This is a genomic window from Arthrobacter sp. U41 (genome assembly GCF_007679325.1).
GTDB lineage: Bacteria > Actinomycetota > Actinomycetes > Actinomycetales > Micrococcaceae > Arthrobacter.
The window spans coordinates 327,069-342,819 of record NZ_VEGI01000002.1 but is presented as its reverse complement, the minus strand read 5'-3'; the positions used below and the strand labels follow the sequence as shown (position 1 = coordinate 342,819).

Below are 15,751 nucleotides of genomic sequence, written 5' to 3'. Positions count from 1 at the left end.
GCGGAACATAGGATCAACTTGCTCTCGCACCACAATTGATGGGGGATACGGAGAGGCCGTATCGGTGCCCATTGCCGCTTACCCTTAGGAGCGCGGTTCAACCGCACCATGAGCCAACCCTGTGAAGCTCTGCCTTGGCGCGTAGCCACGTCGAGAGTGGCTACAAGCTACCTTCTCCACTTTCCGGCAGGCATCGCAAGGAATGCCGCCAATGCCGCCCCTAATGGGGCCGGTGACGTTGTACCTGTGGTCATCTCCGGACCCATCATCGATACCGTGGACACCCCGGTCCAGGGCTTTGCCTCTGCGGGATCCAGCAGGCAGGGTCAGCATTACCCTCGGCGCGTGCCCTCATGGGCCGGAAAGGGCCCGAGACGGCCGTGGGGCGGTGAGGCTGGCTGTGGGGCGGTCGGACCGGCCGTGGGGCGGCGGGACCGGCCGTGGGGCTGTGGGGCCGGCCGTGGGGGTGGGGGCCGATCCAGGCCGATCCAAGCCGCTCCAGCCTCCTCAGAGGCCTTCAGGGGTCGTCGGGCCCCGCCTAGTCGCGCTTCGCCCCAGCGAGAACGCGGGCCCTGAACCGGCCAGGCGTCCGACATACAGCCGTCTAGAACCGACCGGGGGCAATTCTCGGCTGACTGTGTGCGGGTGATTGACTGTTTCACGTGAAACCATCCCGTTTCTCGGGAGCCCGTGCAATCGCAGTGGCCGGGCAACCCACGCGGAGTCCCGCCATGCTGGCCCGAGATGAGGATTGATGACGCCCTGCGGACCGAGGAGGGTGAGCCTACTCCTGTTCGGCAGTCGCCCCAGAACTGTTGGATAGCCCTCGATGAACCTTCGAGCCAGGCGGCAGGGGGATGTCGGTCTCAGCACTAGGGATAGATTCCCCATGATCCTTGTTTCACGTGAAACGAATCGCCGCTTCTTGGGCGGCCGAGTCAAATTCACAAAACCGGCGACGCCTCGTTCGCGCGCCGACGCCGGATCTTCGACATTCACGGCTCACTGACGGCGGACGATTGTGTCCGTCTATGGCAACATGCTGAAGTGCCCCGCATGGGTGCAATGTGGCGCCTCTAGACACATCGATCGCTGTAGGCATAGAAGAAGGGACCCGTTTCACGTGAAACGGGTCCCTTTCCTCTGTCCGATGCGGTGCTAGCTGGAAGCACCCGGCGAAAGCACATCCATGATCCTGTTAAGGTCTTCCACACTGGCGAACTCGATGCTGACCCGTCCCTTGCGGGCGCCCAGCGAAATCTTGACGTTAGTATCGAGACGGTCAGAGAGCGACGAAGCCAGATAATCCAGTCGTTCGTGACGAGCGCCCGGGCGCGGAATGTTGTTTTTCGGGGCCGAGGAAGGGTTCTGGTAGAGAGTCACCGCTTCTTCGGTGGCACGCACGGACATGCCTTCCGCGACAATCTTCTGCGCCAGGCGTTCCATTGCAGCAGCATCCGGCAAAGCCAGCAGAGCCCGGGCGTGGCCGGCAGAGATGACGCTGGCGGCGACACGGCGCTGTACCAGAGGCGGGAGCTTGAGCAGCCTCAGCGTGTTGGACACCTGGGGACGCGAGCGTCCAATCCGGTCAGCCAGTTGTTCATGGGTGGTGCCGAAGTCCTCAAGCAGCTGCTGGTAGGCGGCGGCCTCCTCGAGGGGGTTCAGCTGGCTCCGGTGCAGGTTTTCCAGCAGAGCGTCGCGGAGGAGGTCATCGTCGGTGGTGTCACGGACAATTGCGGGGATGGTTTCCAGGCCGGCGGCCTGTACTGCCCGCCACCGGCGCTCACCCATAACAAGCTCGTAGGGTTCTCCACCCTCTTCAGTTGAGGTACGGACAACAATTGGCTGGAGAACGCCTATTTCGCGCACTGAGTGAACCAGCTCCGCCATGTCGTCCTCATCGAAGACTGAACGTGGCTGCTTGCGGTTGGGGTGGATATCGGTGACCGGGATTTCCGCAAAGCGGACACCGGGTACCTCCACAAGTTCCACTCCTTGGTCTTTGGCCTCGGGAACAGCCGCAGTTTCCTCGGCAGCCGGCTCGCCGGTGACAATCTTTGGTGCGGACGCCGGAGCAGCGCCCTTGGTTGCGGAGGCCTTTCGTGCCGGGGCCTTCTTCGCAACGGCAGGGGTCTTCGCAATGGCAGCCGTTTTCGCTTCGGGGACGTCGGACGCGGCAGCCGGAACAGAGCTAGCGGCCGCTGCCAGTGACTCTGTCGCCGTCTCCTCCTCGGGCGCCACAACGGGGTCTACCGCCGGAGATACCTCAGCGCCGGGAGTCCGCTTGCGGGCTTCAGGAAAAAATAGATCCACGGGACGGGACGGCGCTGACCCGTTGCCGGACGCCGCGGCGGAACTTGGAATGAGTGCCCCAAGTCCACGGCCCAGGCCGCGTCGCTTATCGCTCATGGATAAATCCCTCCATTGGAAGAGCCGGGCATCACCGGGCTCTAGCTAGTGCAATGCTTGAACAGATTCTAACGTTCCGCGATTTCGGCCGCGGCTTCCAGGTAGGACAGGGCCCCGCTGGATGAAGGATCGTAGGTCATCACGGTCTGCTGGTAGCTGGGAGCTTCAGAAATTCGTACCGAACGGGGGACTACGGCCCCGAGGACCTGTTCCGGGAAGTGCTCGCGTACCTCTGCTGCCACTTGGGCGGCCAGGTTGGTGCGGCCGTCGTACATGGTCAGAAGAATCGTGGACACCACCAGGTCGGCATTCAAATGCTTCTGGATCATTTCGATGTTTTTGAGCAGCTGGCTCAGACCTTCAAGCGCGTAGTACTCGCACTGGATCGGAATGAGCACCTCGTTAGCGGCACAGAACGCGTTGACGGTCAGCAGGCCAAGACTTGGCGGGCAGTCGATGAAGATGTAGTCAAGGCGCTCCTCACCGTTCTTCGCACGCTCCTTGGCATACACGTCAATCGCACGGCGGAGCCGCTGCTCGCGGGCGACCAGGCTGACCAGTTCAATCTCAGCACCGGCGAGGTGAATGGTGGCTGGTGCGCAGATCAGCTTGTCAATGTCCGGGCACGGCGCAACGACGTCCTGCAACGGGATGTCGTTGATGAGCACGTCATAGATGCTGTCGACGTCGGCGTGGTGCTCGATTCCGAGCGCCGTCGAGGCATTTCCCTGCGGGTCGATGTCGATGACCAGCACGTTCAAGCCGGCGGCAGCCAGGGCGGCGGCAATGTTGACCGTTGTGGTGGTCTTGCCAACTCCGCCCTTCTGGTTCGAGACGGTGAAGATGCGCGTCTTCTCCGGTTTGGGAAGTTCACGGCCCAGGAGCCGTTCACGCCGCTTATTCTCATGGGCGAGTTCGCGGGCAATGGGACTGGAGTCGTCGATGGAGTCCAGTACGTTGCCACTGGTAGCAACAGATGTTTCACGTGAAACGCTGGCCTTACCGGCCGTCTTCGCAACCACAGGAGTGTGATTTCCGGAGTAATCGTGAGCAATTGCAGGCGCAACGAAGGCCCGTGCGGACCCCAGGGACACAAACGGCGGGATCCGTTGTGTGGAGGCTTCGCTACTGGTCACTGTGACACACTCACTCTCGTTCGGCTCTTGCTGCCGGTTACTAGCCTAACCTCTTACCGTTGGAGTCCGAGGGCACCGGGCTGAGGCTAGGCAATCTTTTGAGGCTTATTCACAACGATTCGGACAACGGTTGTGGGTTCTTCGAGGAGATCCTCGCCCACCAGCACCACGGACGTCTGGGTGCCGCCCAGCTTCCGGATCACCTTGGCGGCTTTTTCTATTTCTTCGCCGGCGCTGCGGCCCTTAATGGCCACCACTTCACCCTTGCCCGCCAGCAGCGGAATGGTGAGTCCGGCCAGGTTGGTAAGCGCCGAGACGGCGCGCGCGGTAACAACGTCGGCGTCGACCAGTCCGACAGCCAGCTCAGCGCGGGTGCGCATGATGGTGACGTTGTCGAGCCCAAGATCATCCACCACTTCCTGCAGCCAGACAACCCGGCGTTCCAGGGGTTCGATCAGTGTTAGTTCCAGATCCGGCCGGGCGATGGCCAGGCAGAGGCCGGGGAGGCCGGCACCGCTGCCGACGTCGGCCACATGGCTTCCCTCGGCAATCTGGCTCTCGATCACGGCGCAGTTCAGCACGTGGCGGCTCCAGAGCCGGGGAATTTCGCGGGGGCCAATCAGGCCCCGCTCCGTCCCTGACGTGGCCAGGTGCTCAACATAGCGCTTTGCCAGGTCCAGGCGGTCCCCAAAGATAGTCTGGGCGGCCTGCAGTTCGGCCGCGGTAATTTCAACCATCAAGCTATCCGGCGGCTTCAGTCGGCGGAAACGACGATGTGGCGGTCAGCGCCTTCGCCCTCGGACTCGCTGATGAGTCCCAAGTCAGCGACGGCGTCGTGCACGATCTTCCGCTCATAGGCGCTCATCGGTGCCAGGGCCACGGTCTCGCCGGAGTCCTTAACGGACGCGACGGCGTCTTCCGCGATCTTCTGCAGCTCGCCGGCCCGCTCCGAGCGGTAGCCGTTGATGTCCAGCACTAGTCGTGAGCGGTTTTCCGTTGCGGAGAGGACAGCCAGACGGGTCAGCTCCTGAAGCGCTTCGAGGACTTCGCCGTCCTTCCCGACCAGACTCTCCAGACCGGCTGCTTCTTCCTCAGCAACGATCGAGATGTAGGTGCGGCCGTTGCGGACTTCAATGTCGATGTCGCCATCGATGTCGGCAATGTCCAGCAATTCCTCGAGGTAGTCCGCAGCAACATCGCCCTCTTCTTCCAGGCGGCTGGCGGACGTGCCCTTGCCTTCCGAATCCTCGGAGCCTTCGTCAGAATTCTGGACGGCGCTCAAAGCGTCGTCCTGTTCCTCGGTGGTTACGGCGGAAATAGCGTGTTCTGTGCTTTCGGCGGACATTACTTCCTCTTCCTGTTCTTACGCTGTGGCTGGACGCGCTGGCTTTTGGCTACCAGGGCAGCGGCAGCGGCGGCTTCGGCCGCCTCAGCCTCGGCCTTCTTGGCGCCCGTCAGCGGCAGGGCGGGCAGACCCTTCGCGGCACGGCGCTCGGCCAGGGCCTTGGCGGCGGGGGATCCCGGCGTCGGCATGCGGCGGATGACGAAGAACTGCTGCGCCATGGTCCAGAGGTTGGTGGTGGTCCAGTAAATCAGGACGCCGATGGGGAAGTTGATGCCGCCCACGCCGAAGACGATGGGCAGGATGTAGAGCATCATCTTCTGCTGACGCATGAACGGGCTGGCCATGGCCTCTTCGGACATGTTCTTGGCCATGATCTGCTTCTGAGTGATGAACTGCGAGGCGGTCATGGCCAGGATCATCACGATTGACAGGATCCACACGGCCACCACGTTGCCGCCAGGCGGGGTGCCGTGCAGCAGGGTCGCGGAGAGCGGGGCGCCGAAGATGCTCGACTCATCGAACTGCACCACCTGCTCGTGGCTCATGGCGCCGATGCCCTTGCCGCTGTCGGCCGCCGTCGTGATGCCGGAGAGAACCGTAAAGAGGGCAAAGAAGAACGGCATCTGGATCAGCATGGGGAGGCAGGCCGAGAACGGGTTGGTTCCGTGCTTCTTGTACATGGCCATCTGTTCCTGCGCCATGGCCTGACGGGACAGCTGGTCGGTCTTGCCCTTGTACTTGTCCTGAAGCTTCTTCAGATCAGGCTGCAGGAGCTGCATGCCGCGCTGGGCTTTGATCTGTTTGACGAACACGGGGATCAGGGCGGCCCGGATCACCAGCACCAGTCCGATGATGGACAGCGTCCACGTCCAGCCGTTGGCGGCGGGCATGCCGATGGCGCTCAGGCCATCGTGGAAGACCACCATGATGGCGGACACAAGCCACTTGAACGGAAACATGATTGTTTCAAAGAAGTCCATACGATATCCCTATTCGTCAGGCCGCAGAGCGGCCTTCTCCATCAGTCTGAGCAGCCAGGTACTTGTCCGGGTTGTTCAGCACAACAATTGTGGGGGTGCGGTCTGCGGGCCACTCGCATTTTCCGGCGGGGACATGGTCCACACCACCGGCATTCCAGGGATGGCAGCGCAACAGACGCCTGGCCGCGAGCCAGCTTCCTTTGACCGCGCCGTGCACCGTGATGGCTTCAAGCGCGTAGGCGGAGCAGCTGGGGAAGAAGCGGCAAACCTGGCCGTACAGCGGTGAGATCACCTTGCGGTACGCCAGAAGCAGCAGAATGAGGATATTACGGGGCAAGTTCCAGACTGCCCGGCCCAGCCAAACTGCTGCGGATCTTGCAGGAGGGACGACGGCGGCAGTTGAGTTACGCACGCGGGGTCCCTTCCTGTGTTGTCTCGTAAGAAACTGAAGAAGCAGCCTTCGGAAGGCTCCTGCCCAGCCGTTTCATGTTGCTTTCCAAGGCGGCGTCATAGTCTGCCCGCAGCTGGTCCCAGCCGGCACCCGCCGAGGCCGGCAAAGCCCGGACCACGATGGCAAACCCGCTGCCGTATTTCTGCAACGACAAAGCACCGACTTCTCTCAGTCTCCTCTTAACGAGGTTCCTGACCACAGCGTTCCCGACACTCTTGGAAACGATGAATCCGATCCGGCTTGGTTCGTCGGCAGCGAGAGCTGCCGTATATAACACTACGTTCCGGCGTCCATTGCGGACACCGGAACGTACAGTTGTTGAAAAATCGGTTGATGTCCTCAGACGGTTGCGGGTGGCCAGCACCTTTACACTCGCACAGGGATGTGGACCGACGAGTCAGTTATTTAGGCCGACAGCTCGGTGCGACCCTTGCCACGACGGGCTGCCAGGATGGCACGGCCGGCACGGGTACGCATACGAAGGCGGAAGCCGTGCTTCTTGGCTCGACGGCGGTTATTCGGCTGAAAAGTCCGCTTGCTCACGTTAGTTACTCCAGTGGGATCAAAGGTGCGCCCACCCGATCAAGGGGAAGAACTGGTCGACGCTAAGTTTTGTATGTGCCGCTTCCCTCGACTCGCAAGACGCGAGGCGTCGGGAGAGATTCAAATGAGGCGAAAAGCGTACACATGGGACTTCACAACGTTAGGGCTTGCCGCCCGCCTGAGTCAAACCGGCTCTTGCCTCACCGGCTTTCCCCAACTGTGGCTAACTACTCGCTCAGCCTGTGGATGAACCACGTCACGCACCCCGATTTCGAACTACAACGGTGTGATTATCCACAGGACAGATCCCAGCTATCTTCTGGACTTTTGATCGCCTAGAGTGTCCCAGTAGCCGATTATCCACGGACTGTGCATAACCCTGTGGATTAAGCCGGGGCCAGCGCACTGGTTCAGGACTTGTGGCTGCAGGTAATGCAGGCAAGCAAGTTTGAGGAACTGATTGATGACAGTAGACGAAGCCAACCAAGCCAACACTGTCGGAAGTTCCTGGCGGCGGGTTGTGAGCCTGCTGGAGAACGATCACCGGGTTTCACCGCGACAGCGTGGCTTCGTTATCCTCGCCCAGGCCCAGGGCCTGATCGGTTCCACCCTGCTGGTGGCCGTCCCCAATGAACTCACCCGCGAAGTGTTGCAGACGCAGGTGAAGGAGGCCCTCGACGACGCCCTCCGGAACGTCTTCTCCGACGAAATCCGCTGCGCGATCGACGTCGACACCGATCTGGTGCCGCTCCATACGGAGCCCGAACCCGCCGTCGAGCTGTCCCTGGTGGCCGATCCCTCAGTGGAACTGAAGCCCCAGCCGATGCTGCCGAGCACTTCCCACGAATTCGGTCGCCTCAATCCGAAGTATGTCTTCGACACCTTCGTGATCGGTTCCTCCAACCGGTTCGCCCACGCTGCCGCCGTCGCGGTGGCCGAAGCACCGGCCAAGGCCTACAACCCGCTGTTCATCTATGGCGATTCGGGTCTGGGCAAGACCCACCTGCTCCATGCGATCGGTCACTACGCCCGCCGGCTCTACAGCGGGATCCGGGTCCGCTACGTGAACTCCGAGGAATTCACCAACGACTTCATCAACTCGATCCGTGACGACGAGGGCACCAGCTTCAAAACGACGTACCGCAACGTCGATGTCCTGCTGATCGATGACATCCAGTTTCTGGCCGGCAAGGACCGGACGCTGGAGGAGTTCTTCCACACCTTCAACGCCCTGCACAACAACAACAAGCAGGTGGTCATCACCTCCGATCAGCCGCCCAAGCTGCTTGCCGGCTTCGAGGACCGGATGAAGTCGCGGTTCGAGTGGGGCCTGCTGACCGATATCCAGCCGCCGGAACTCGAGACCCGGATCGCGATCCTCCGGAAGAAGGCCCTCAGCGAGGGTCTGTCCGCGCCGGACGATGCCCTGGAGTACATCGCCTCGAAAATTTCCAGCAACATCCGCGAACTCGAGGGTGCCCTCATCCGGGTGACGGCCTTCGCCAGCCTCAACCGCCAGCCGGTCGACGTCGCTCTCGCCGAGATGGTGCTCAAGGACCTCATCACCGACGACGGCGCCCAGGAGATCACCTCCGCGCAGATCCTCACGCAGACCGCCGACTACTTCAAGCTCAGCATGGAAGAGCTCTGCAGCAAGTCGCGGACCAGGACCCTTGTGACCGCCCGGCAGATCGCCATGTACCTCTGCCGCGAGCTCACGGACATGTCCCTTCCCAAGATCGGGCAGGAACTCGGCGGCCGCGACCACACGACGGTCATCCACGCGGACCGGAAGATCCGCGAACTGATGGCGGAGCGCCGCGTGATCTACAACCAGGTCACCGAGCTGACCAACCGGATCAAGCAGCAGCAGCGCAATTCCTGAGCCGGTTCCTGAGCTCGTTCATGTCCTGACCCGCCGCGCACTCTTACCTTATTAACAGGCACCTGTGGACAAGCCTGTGGATAGTTAAGGGGACAACCGCGGTTAATGGGCTTAAAACCCTTAAGGCGTCTGTGGATCAGCGGAACGGCCAAAAATGTTATCCCCATCCACACCCTGTTTAAAACCTGCTCCGCCCACAGCCCATGAACAGGGCTTAACCGCGGAATCACAACGTCAAACAGGGTTATCCACAGTATCCACAGCAGTTATTAACACTACTAATCCCTAGAAAATGAAATTCCCTCAAATAACAACTTCCCGCCGGACTCCGCACACAGCCCAGGACCGTCCCGGCCCCGGCCGGAAACGGGCACCGGGCGGGCCCTGCCGAACCACACGGATGTAACCCGGGGATGGGAGAATCACACTTCTTGCGGCTAAGCTGTCTGCAGTGTGTCCGTCCTGGACATCTTTTGTGGTTCCCTGCCGGGCCTGTGGCCCGGCTACCAGTGATGACAGCAGCAATGAAAGGCGGCACCCTTCCGTGAAGTTCAGAGTCGAACGGGACGTCCTGGCAGAAGCCGTGACCTGGACCGCCCGGTCGTTGTCTCCGCGGCCGCCAGTACCCGTACTTTCCGGCCTGCTCCTCAAGGCTGAAGCCGGTACCGTCAGCCTTTCGAGCTTCGACTACGAGACGTCCGCCAGGCTCGAAATTCCTGCAGACATCACCACCGAAGGCACCATCCTGGTTTCCGGCCGCCTGCTGGCAGACATCTGCCGCAGCCTCCCTTCCGCGCCGGTCGAAATCGAGACCGACGGCAACAAAGTCACCCTGACCTGCCGCCGGAGCAGCTTTCACCTGGCCACCATGCCGGAAGCTGAATACCCGCCGCTTCCCGCCTTGCCTCCCATCAGCGGAACCGTCCAGGGCGATTCCTTCGCCCAGGCTGTCTCCCAGGTGATCATCGCGGCAAGCAAGGACGACACCCTGCCCATCCTCACCGGCGTGCGGATGGAGATCGAGGACGACCTCATCACGCTCCTGGCCACCGACCGGTACCGGCTGGCCATGCGCGAGGTCCCGTGGAAGCCCGTCACTCCGGGCATCTCCACCAGCGCTCTGGTAAAAGCCAAGACCCTCAACGAAGTCGCCAAGACCCTGGGCGGCAGCGGCGACATCAACCTGGCCCTCGCCGATGACGACAGCAGGCTCATCGGCTTCGAAAGCGGCGGCCGCACCACCACGTCCCTGCTGGTCGATGGCGACTACCCCAAGATCCGCTCGCTGTTCCCCGAATCCACACCGATCCACGCCACCGTTCAGACCTCCGAACTCGTCGAGGCCGTCCGCCGCGTCTCACTCGTCGCAGAACGAAACACCCCGGTCCGGCTCGCCTTCACCCAAGGCCAGCTGCACCTGGACGCCGGCACCGGAGAAGACGCTCAGGCTTCGGAAGAGCTCGAAGCCCAGCTCACCGGCGAGGACATCACCGTTGCCTTCAACCCGCACTACCTGATCGAGGGCCTGAGTGTCATCGAAACCAAGTTCGTACGGTTCTCCTTCACCAGCGCCCCCAAACCGGCGATGATCACGGCGCAGAACGACGCCGACGGCGAGGACCAGGGCGACTACCGCTACCTGGTCATGCCGGTCCGGCTGCCCAACTAGTCCCCACCGCCACCCTCGCCTCGCAAGCTCGGCCAGGGAACCCGGGCGGCGTCGGCCCAGGCTGTTGTCGTTCTGGGCCCCAAAACGACAACCGACACCCAATGCAGAAAGAGAACCCGCACTATGCACATTGGACTGATCGGCCTTGGAAAAATGGGTTTCAACATGCGCGAACGGCTGCGCAAGGGTGGAATCGAAGTCACCGGGTTTGACCGCAACCCGGACATCACCGACGTCGCGACGCTGGAAGAACTCATCGCCGCCGTCCCGGCGCCGCGGCTGATCTGGGTAATGGTCCCCTCCGGCGAAATCACCGATGCCGTCATCACCGACCTGGGTGACAGGCTCGACGCCGGCGACCTGGTGATCGACGGCGGCAACTCCCGCTTCACCGAGGACCAGAAACACGGTGCCGCGCTGGCCGAAAAGAACATCCGGTTCGCCGACTGCGGTGTCTCCGGCGGCGTATGGGGCCTGCAAAACGGCTACGGTTTGATGGCCGGCGGAGACGCTGCAGATATTGAGCGTGCGATGCCCGTCTTCGATGCCCTCCGTCCCGAAGGAGACCGCGCCGACAGTTTCGTCCACGTTGGCGGCGTCGGTGCCGGCCACTACGCGAAGATGGTCCACAACGGCATTGAGTACGGACTGATGCAGGCCTATGCGGAAGGATACGAACTCCTCGCCGCCAAGGACATCGTCACCGATCTGCCAGGCACGTTCCGAGCCTGGCAGAAAGGAACCGTCGTCCGGTCCTGGCTCCTGGACCTCATGGTCAAGGCCCTGGATGAGGATCCGGGCCTGGCCTCGATTGACGATTACGTCGAGGATTCCGGCGAGGGACGCTGGACGGTGGAGGAAGCAATCGCCAATGCCGTGCCCGCCCCGGCCATCACGGCAGCGCTTTTTGCCCGCTTCTCCTCGCGCGAGGACAACTCACCGGCGATGAAGATGGTTTCCGCGCTGCGCCACCAGTTCGGCGGGCATGCGACCCGTCCGGCCAAATAGCCCCGCCCTGAAATACTGAATCCGGCGTGTACCTAGAACAACTTTCGCTCACCGATTTCCGCAGTTACGCCCAGGTTGAACTGAGCTTCGAACCCGGCGTGACCGTGCTGGTCGGCTCCAACGGCATCGGCAAGACCAACCTCATGGAAGCCGTCGGCTACCTGGCCACGCTCAGCTCCCACCGGGTCAGTTCCGATGCCCCGCTGCTGCGTTTCGGCACAGAGCGGGCCATGATCCGCGCCAAGCTGGTCCGCGGCGAGCAGTCGACGGTGCTGGAACTCGAAATCAACAGTTCACGTGCCAACCGCGCCCGGATCAACCGCAGCAATCCGGTCCGGGCCCGGGACATCCTGGGCATTTGCCAGACCGTGCTGTTTGCCCCGGAGGACCTCGCCCTGGTCAAAGGCGATCCGTCCAGCCGGCGCCGTTTCCTCGATGAACTCCTGGTCAGCCTGGTTCCCCGGCACGCAGCCACCCGGAGCGATTACGACCGGGTGCTGAAGCAGCGCAATGCGCTGCTGAAATCAGCCCGCGCCGGCAAGTTCACGAGCGGACATGAGGCCACCCTGGACGTCTGGGACCAGCACATGGCACGGGCTGGCGCCGAACTGTTGCATGCGCGGCTTGAACTGGTGGAACGGCTCCGCCCCCACCTCAACAACGCCTACGCGCAGCTCACCGACGGGTCCAAAAACGCGGGGGCCATCTACCGCTCCACTCTGCAGGGGGCCTTGGAGGACGACGGCGCCGCGCCGGCTTCCGCTGCTGCTCCCGCTGCCGCCGGGGAATCCGCCGCTCCTGCCGAGGACCTGCGCCGGCTCTCCGTGGACGAACTCACCGAACGCTACGTCCAGGCCTTCACCGCGTCACGGCGCAAGGAACTTGAACGGGGGATTTCCCTCGTCGGCCCGCACCGCGACGAACTGGAACTCACCCTCGGCACCGCCCCTGCGAAAGGGTATGCCTCGCACGGAGAAACCTGGTCCATGTGTCTGTCCCTGCGTCTGGCCTCGTACTACGTGATGCTCGATGATGCACGCACCGGCGGCTCCGCCCCCATCCTGATCCTGGACGACGTCTTTGCCGAGCTTGATGTCCAGCGGCGGCGTAAACTGGCGGCAATAGTATCCGGCGCGGAACAGGTGCTGGTGACTGCCGCCGTCGACGATGACATCCCGGTGGAACTGGCCGGCCGGCGGGTGAGAGTTGTCCCCGGAGGAATCGATGAGCGGGAAGATCGATGAATAAGGACACCGACGGAGGCCTGCAACCGGGCCGCGATCCCGACGATATCGATGCTGCCCAGTCAGCGCTGAACAGAATGCGCGAAGCGGCAGCGGCCCGGGGAGAAATCCGGCGCAAAGCGCCGCCGCGCCCCGGCACCACGCCGCAGAAACCCGGCCGCAGTACCGGCGGCACCCGCGGCTTCAGCCAGTTCCACGGCACCGGCCGGGACCCGATGGGTCTCGGGAAAGTGGTAGGCCGGCTCGTCGCGGAGCGCGGCTGGAGCTCACCGGTGGCAGTTGGATCGGTGATGGCCGAGTGGCCAACGCTCGTGGGACCGGAGATCTCCGCCCACTGCACGCCGGAGAGTTTTACCGACACCACCCTCCACGTCCGCTGCGATTCCACCGCCTGGGCCACTCAGCTCCGCCTGCTCAGCATCAGCCTGCTGGAGAAGTTCCGCACGGAACTGGGCGGCGGAGTTGTGACGAAGATCCAGGTCCTCGGACCTGCGGCGCCAAGCTGGCGCAAGGGCGGCCGAACCGTCAACGGACGTGGTCCGCGGGACACGTACGGATGATTCCGGGTAATTCCCGACACCACCGGCGGCTCTCGGACCACCAGGTCTGAAGCACTCCTTGCAAAACTCTTGAAAAATCCGCAAGCGGCGTGTAGGGCGCTTGGACGCCGGGGAGCCGTATAGGAACCCTAGTCCGGTACCCCTGGAGCCTTGCAGGTGGAGTCTGCGGCCTCCCAGCGGCACTTTCCTCCCCGTTTGAGCCCCCAGAATGCGGGTTTCGCCCCTATAACACGGTAGAATCGGGGAAGATAACTGGGCGCCGGTGAAACGTTGACTGAGTCCGTTTCCGACGCAATATCCGCGTGCGGTAGACGGATCCTCGAGCCAGCTTCACAGCCGGCGCCGTCAGTGACGTGCCCGTTGGCAGTCGCTGTTTCCTCCGGGAAGCGGCAACGGCCGGCCTTTACCGAAAAAGAGGAGTCGAAAGCGCCTGTGGCTAACGACAATGCAGAGATCCCGGCAGTGGAACCAGTAGCGGCTGAAGCGGCGGACACTCCGCCGGAAGCTGCAACTCCCCACGGCTACGGCGCCAGCGACATTACGGTGCTCGAAGGCCTGGAAGCCGTCCGGAAACGTCCCGGCATGTACATCGGTTCCACAGGGCCTCGTGGTCTGCACCACCTGGTCTATGAAGTGGTGGACAACTCGGTCGATGAGGCCCTGGCCGGATACTGCACCCACATCGAGATCGTTCTGCAGGCCGACGGCGGCGTAAAGGTGGTCGACAACGGCCGCGGCATCCCGGTCGACATGCATCCGACGGAGCACAAGCCCACCGTGGAGGTCGTTATGACCATCCTGCACGCCGGCGGCAAGTTCGGCGGCGGCGGCTACGCCGTGTCCGGCGGCCTGCACGGCGTGGGCATCTCCGTGGTCAACGCACTCTCAAGCCGGGTGGACACCGAGGTCCGCCGGCAGGGCCACGTGTGGCGGATGTCCTTCGCCGACGGCGGCAAGCCGCAGGGCAGCCTGGTCAAGGGTGAGGAGACCACCGAAACCGGCACCACCCAGACGTTCTACCCCGATGCCGGCATTTTCGAAGTGACGGATTTCGATTTCGAAACGCTCCGCGCCCGTTTCCAGCAGATGGCCTTCCTGAACAAGGGCCTGCGCATCACACTCACCGATGAACGGCAGGCGGCGCAGGAACCGTCCGACGACGGGGACCTGGATCTCGACGTTGTCCCGACCGAAGGCGAAGTTCCCGCCGAGTTCCACACCGTGGTCTACCAGTATGACAACGGGCTGCTGGACTACGTGCAGCACCTGAACTCCGGCAAAAAGGTCGATGTGGTCCACGAGGACGTCATCGCCTTCGAAACCGAGGACACCGAACGCCACATCGCCCTGGAAATGGCGATGCAGTGGACCAACGCGTACTCCGAGAGTGTCCACACCTACGCCAACACCATCAACACCCACGAGGGCGGTACCCACGAAGAGGGTTTCCGCGCCGCGATGACCTCGCTCATCAACCGCTATGCGCGGGAGAAGAGCATCATCAAGGAAAAGGATGACAACCTCACCGGTGACGACATCCGCGAAGGCCTCACGGCTGTCATTTCGGTCAAGCTGGCCGAACCGCAGTTCGAGGGACAGACCAAGACCAAGCTCGGCAACTCCGAAGTGAAGGGCTTCGTCCAGCGCGTCGTTACGGATGGACTGGGCGACTGGCTCGAACGCAATCCGGGCCCGGCCCGCGACGTCATCCGCAAGGCCATCTCCGCGGCCCAGGCCCGGATGGCGGCACGCAAAGCCCGCGACAACGCACGCCGCAAGAGCCCGCTGGAGTCCTTTGGGATGCCCGGCAAACTCTCGGACTGCTCTTCCAAGAACCCGGAAAAGTGCGAGGTCTACATTGTGGAGGGCGACTCCGCCGGCGGTTCCGCCAAGCGGGGCCGCAACCCGGAAACCCAGGCCATCCTTCCGCTGCGCGGAAAGATCCTGAACGTGGAGCGGGCCCGGCTGGACAAGGCCCTGGGCAACGCCGAGGTCCAGTCCATGATTACCGCGTTCGGCACGGGTATTGGTGAGGACTTCGACCTCAGCAAGCTGCGCTACCACAAGATCGTCCTGATGGCCGATGCCGACGTCGACGGCCAGCACATCACCACCCTCCTGATGACGCTGCTGTTCCGCTACATGCGCCCGCTGATTGAAAACGGCTATGTCTATCTGGCGCAGCCGCCGCTTTACCGGATCAAGTGGTCCAACGCGCCGCACGACTACGTGTACAGCGACCGCGAACGCGATGCCCGGCTGCTCTCCGGCCAGGCCGCCGGCCGCCGCATCCCCAAGGACAACGGCATCCAGCGCTACAAGGGCCTTGGCGAAATGGACTACACGGAGCTGTGGGACACCACCATGGACCCGGAACACCGCACCCTGCTGCAAGTCACCATGGACGACGCCCTGGCCGCGGACCAGACCTTCTCTACCCTGATGGGCGAGGACGTGGAATCGCGCCGAAACTTCATTCAGCAGAACGCCAAGGACGTTCGGTTCCTGGATATCTAGCGGC

The 15,751-nt window shown here is 62.8% G+C and carries 14 protein-coding genes; 6 read left to right on the top strand and 8 right to left on the bottom strand.

Going from position 1 to position 15,751, the window contains the following annotated elements; translation table 11 throughout:
• Window positions 1-1,158: 1,158 nt before the first annotated feature.
• The 8 genes from FS787_RS10365 to rpmH all read right to left on the bottom strand — a co-directional run bounded on the left by FS787_RS10365 (window position 1,159) and on the right by rpmH (window position 6,864).
• Entirely contained in the window at window positions 1,159-2,409 is a 1,251-nt protein-coding gene (locus FS787_RS10365; RefSeq protein ID WP_144672338.1) for a ParB/RepB/Spo0J family partition protein, read from the bottom strand.
• Between the two features lie 68 nt (window positions 2,410-2,477).
• On the bottom strand, window positions 2,478-3,545 hold the full coding sequence (locus FS787_RS10360) for a ParA family protein (protein WP_313959652.1): 1,068 nt from the start codon (window positions 3,543-3,545) through the stop codon (window positions 2,478-2,480).
• An 86-nt stretch (window positions 3,546-3,631) separates the two neighbouring features.
• Window positions 3,632-4,282: a 16S rRNA (guanine(527)-N(7))-methyltransferase RsmG gene (rsmG, locus tag FS787_RS10355; protein ID WP_144672337.1), complete on the bottom strand. Its 651-nt coding sequence runs from the start codon at window positions 4,280-4,282 to the stop codon at window positions 3,632-3,634.
• Between the two features lie 17 nt (window positions 4,283-4,299).
• Entirely contained in the window at window positions 4,300-4,890 is a 591-nt protein-coding gene (locus tag FS787_RS10350; protein ID WP_144672336.1) for a R3H domain-containing nucleic acid-binding protein, read from the bottom strand.
• The gene (gene yidC / locus FS787_RS10345) at window positions 4,890-5,870 is read right to left on the bottom strand and encodes a membrane protein insertase YidC (protein WP_144672335.1); all 981 of its coding nucleotides are present in this window, start codon (window positions 5,868-5,870) and stop codon (window positions 4,890-4,892) included. Before yidC ends, FS787_RS10350 begins: the two co-directional genes overlap by 1 nt.
• Window positions 5,871-5,886: 16 nt before the next feature.
• Window positions 5,887-6,282 carry a membrane protein insertion efficiency factor YidD gene (gene yidD, locus FS787_RS10340; RefSeq protein ID WP_056428743.1) on the bottom strand — a complete coding sequence of 132 codons (396 nt, stop codon included), beginning with the start codon at window positions 6,280-6,282 and terminating at the stop codon, window positions 5,887-5,889.
• Window positions 6,275-6,685, bottom strand: a complete 411-nt coding sequence (gene rnpA, locus FS787_RS10335; RefSeq protein WP_082492643.1) for a ribonuclease P protein component — start codon at window positions 6,683-6,685, stop codon at window positions 6,275-6,277. Before rnpA ends, yidD begins: the two co-directional genes overlap by 8 nt.
• A gap of 41 nt (window positions 6,686-6,726) precedes the next feature.
• A complete protein-coding gene (gene rpmH, locus FS787_RS10330; protein WP_003800212.1) occupies window positions 6,727-6,864 on the bottom strand; it encodes a 50S ribosomal protein L34 in 138 nt (45 codons plus the stop codon).
• A 463-nt stretch (window positions 6,865-7,327) separates the two neighbouring features.
• Between rpmH and dnaA the strand changes: the two genes are divergently transcribed.
• From dnaA to gyrB, 6 genes are all read left to right on the top strand, one after another.
• Window positions 7,328-8,749, top strand: a complete 1,422-nt coding sequence (gene dnaA / locus FS787_RS10325; protein WP_056428740.1) for a chromosomal replication initiator protein DnaA — start codon at window positions 7,328-7,330, stop codon at window positions 8,747-8,749.
• A gap of 544 nt (window positions 8,750-9,293) precedes the next feature.
• Window positions 9,294-10,418, top strand: a complete 1,125-nt coding sequence (dnaN, locus tag FS787_RS10320; RefSeq protein ID WP_056428737.1) for a DNA polymerase III subunit beta — start codon at window positions 9,294-9,296, stop codon at window positions 10,416-10,418.
• A 123-nt stretch (window positions 10,419-10,541) separates the two neighbouring features.
• The gene (gnd, locus tag FS787_RS10315; RefSeq protein WP_144672334.1) at window positions 10,542-11,426 is read left to right on the top strand and encodes a phosphogluconate dehydrogenase (NAD(+)-dependent, decarboxylating); all 885 of its coding nucleotides are present in this window, start codon (window positions 10,542-10,544) and stop codon (window positions 11,424-11,426) included.
• A 26-nt stretch (window positions 11,427-11,452) separates the two neighbouring features.
• Window positions 11,453-12,670, top strand: a complete 1,218-nt coding sequence (gene recF / locus FS787_RS10310) for a DNA replication/repair protein RecF (protein ID WP_144672333.1) — start codon at window positions 11,453-11,455, stop codon at window positions 12,668-12,670.
• A complete protein-coding gene (locus tag FS787_RS10305) occupies window positions 12,667-13,230 on the top strand; it encodes a DUF721 domain-containing protein (RefSeq protein WP_144672332.1) in 564 nt (187 codons plus the stop codon). Before recF ends, FS787_RS10305 begins: the two co-directional genes overlap by 4 nt.
• Window positions 13,231-13,662: 432 nt before the next feature.
• A complete protein-coding gene (gene gyrB, locus FS787_RS10300; protein ID WP_144672331.1) occupies window positions 13,663-15,747 on the top strand; it encodes a DNA topoisomerase (ATP-hydrolyzing) subunit B in 2,085 nt (694 codons plus the stop codon).
• Window positions 15,748-15,751 lie beyond the last annotated feature (4 nt).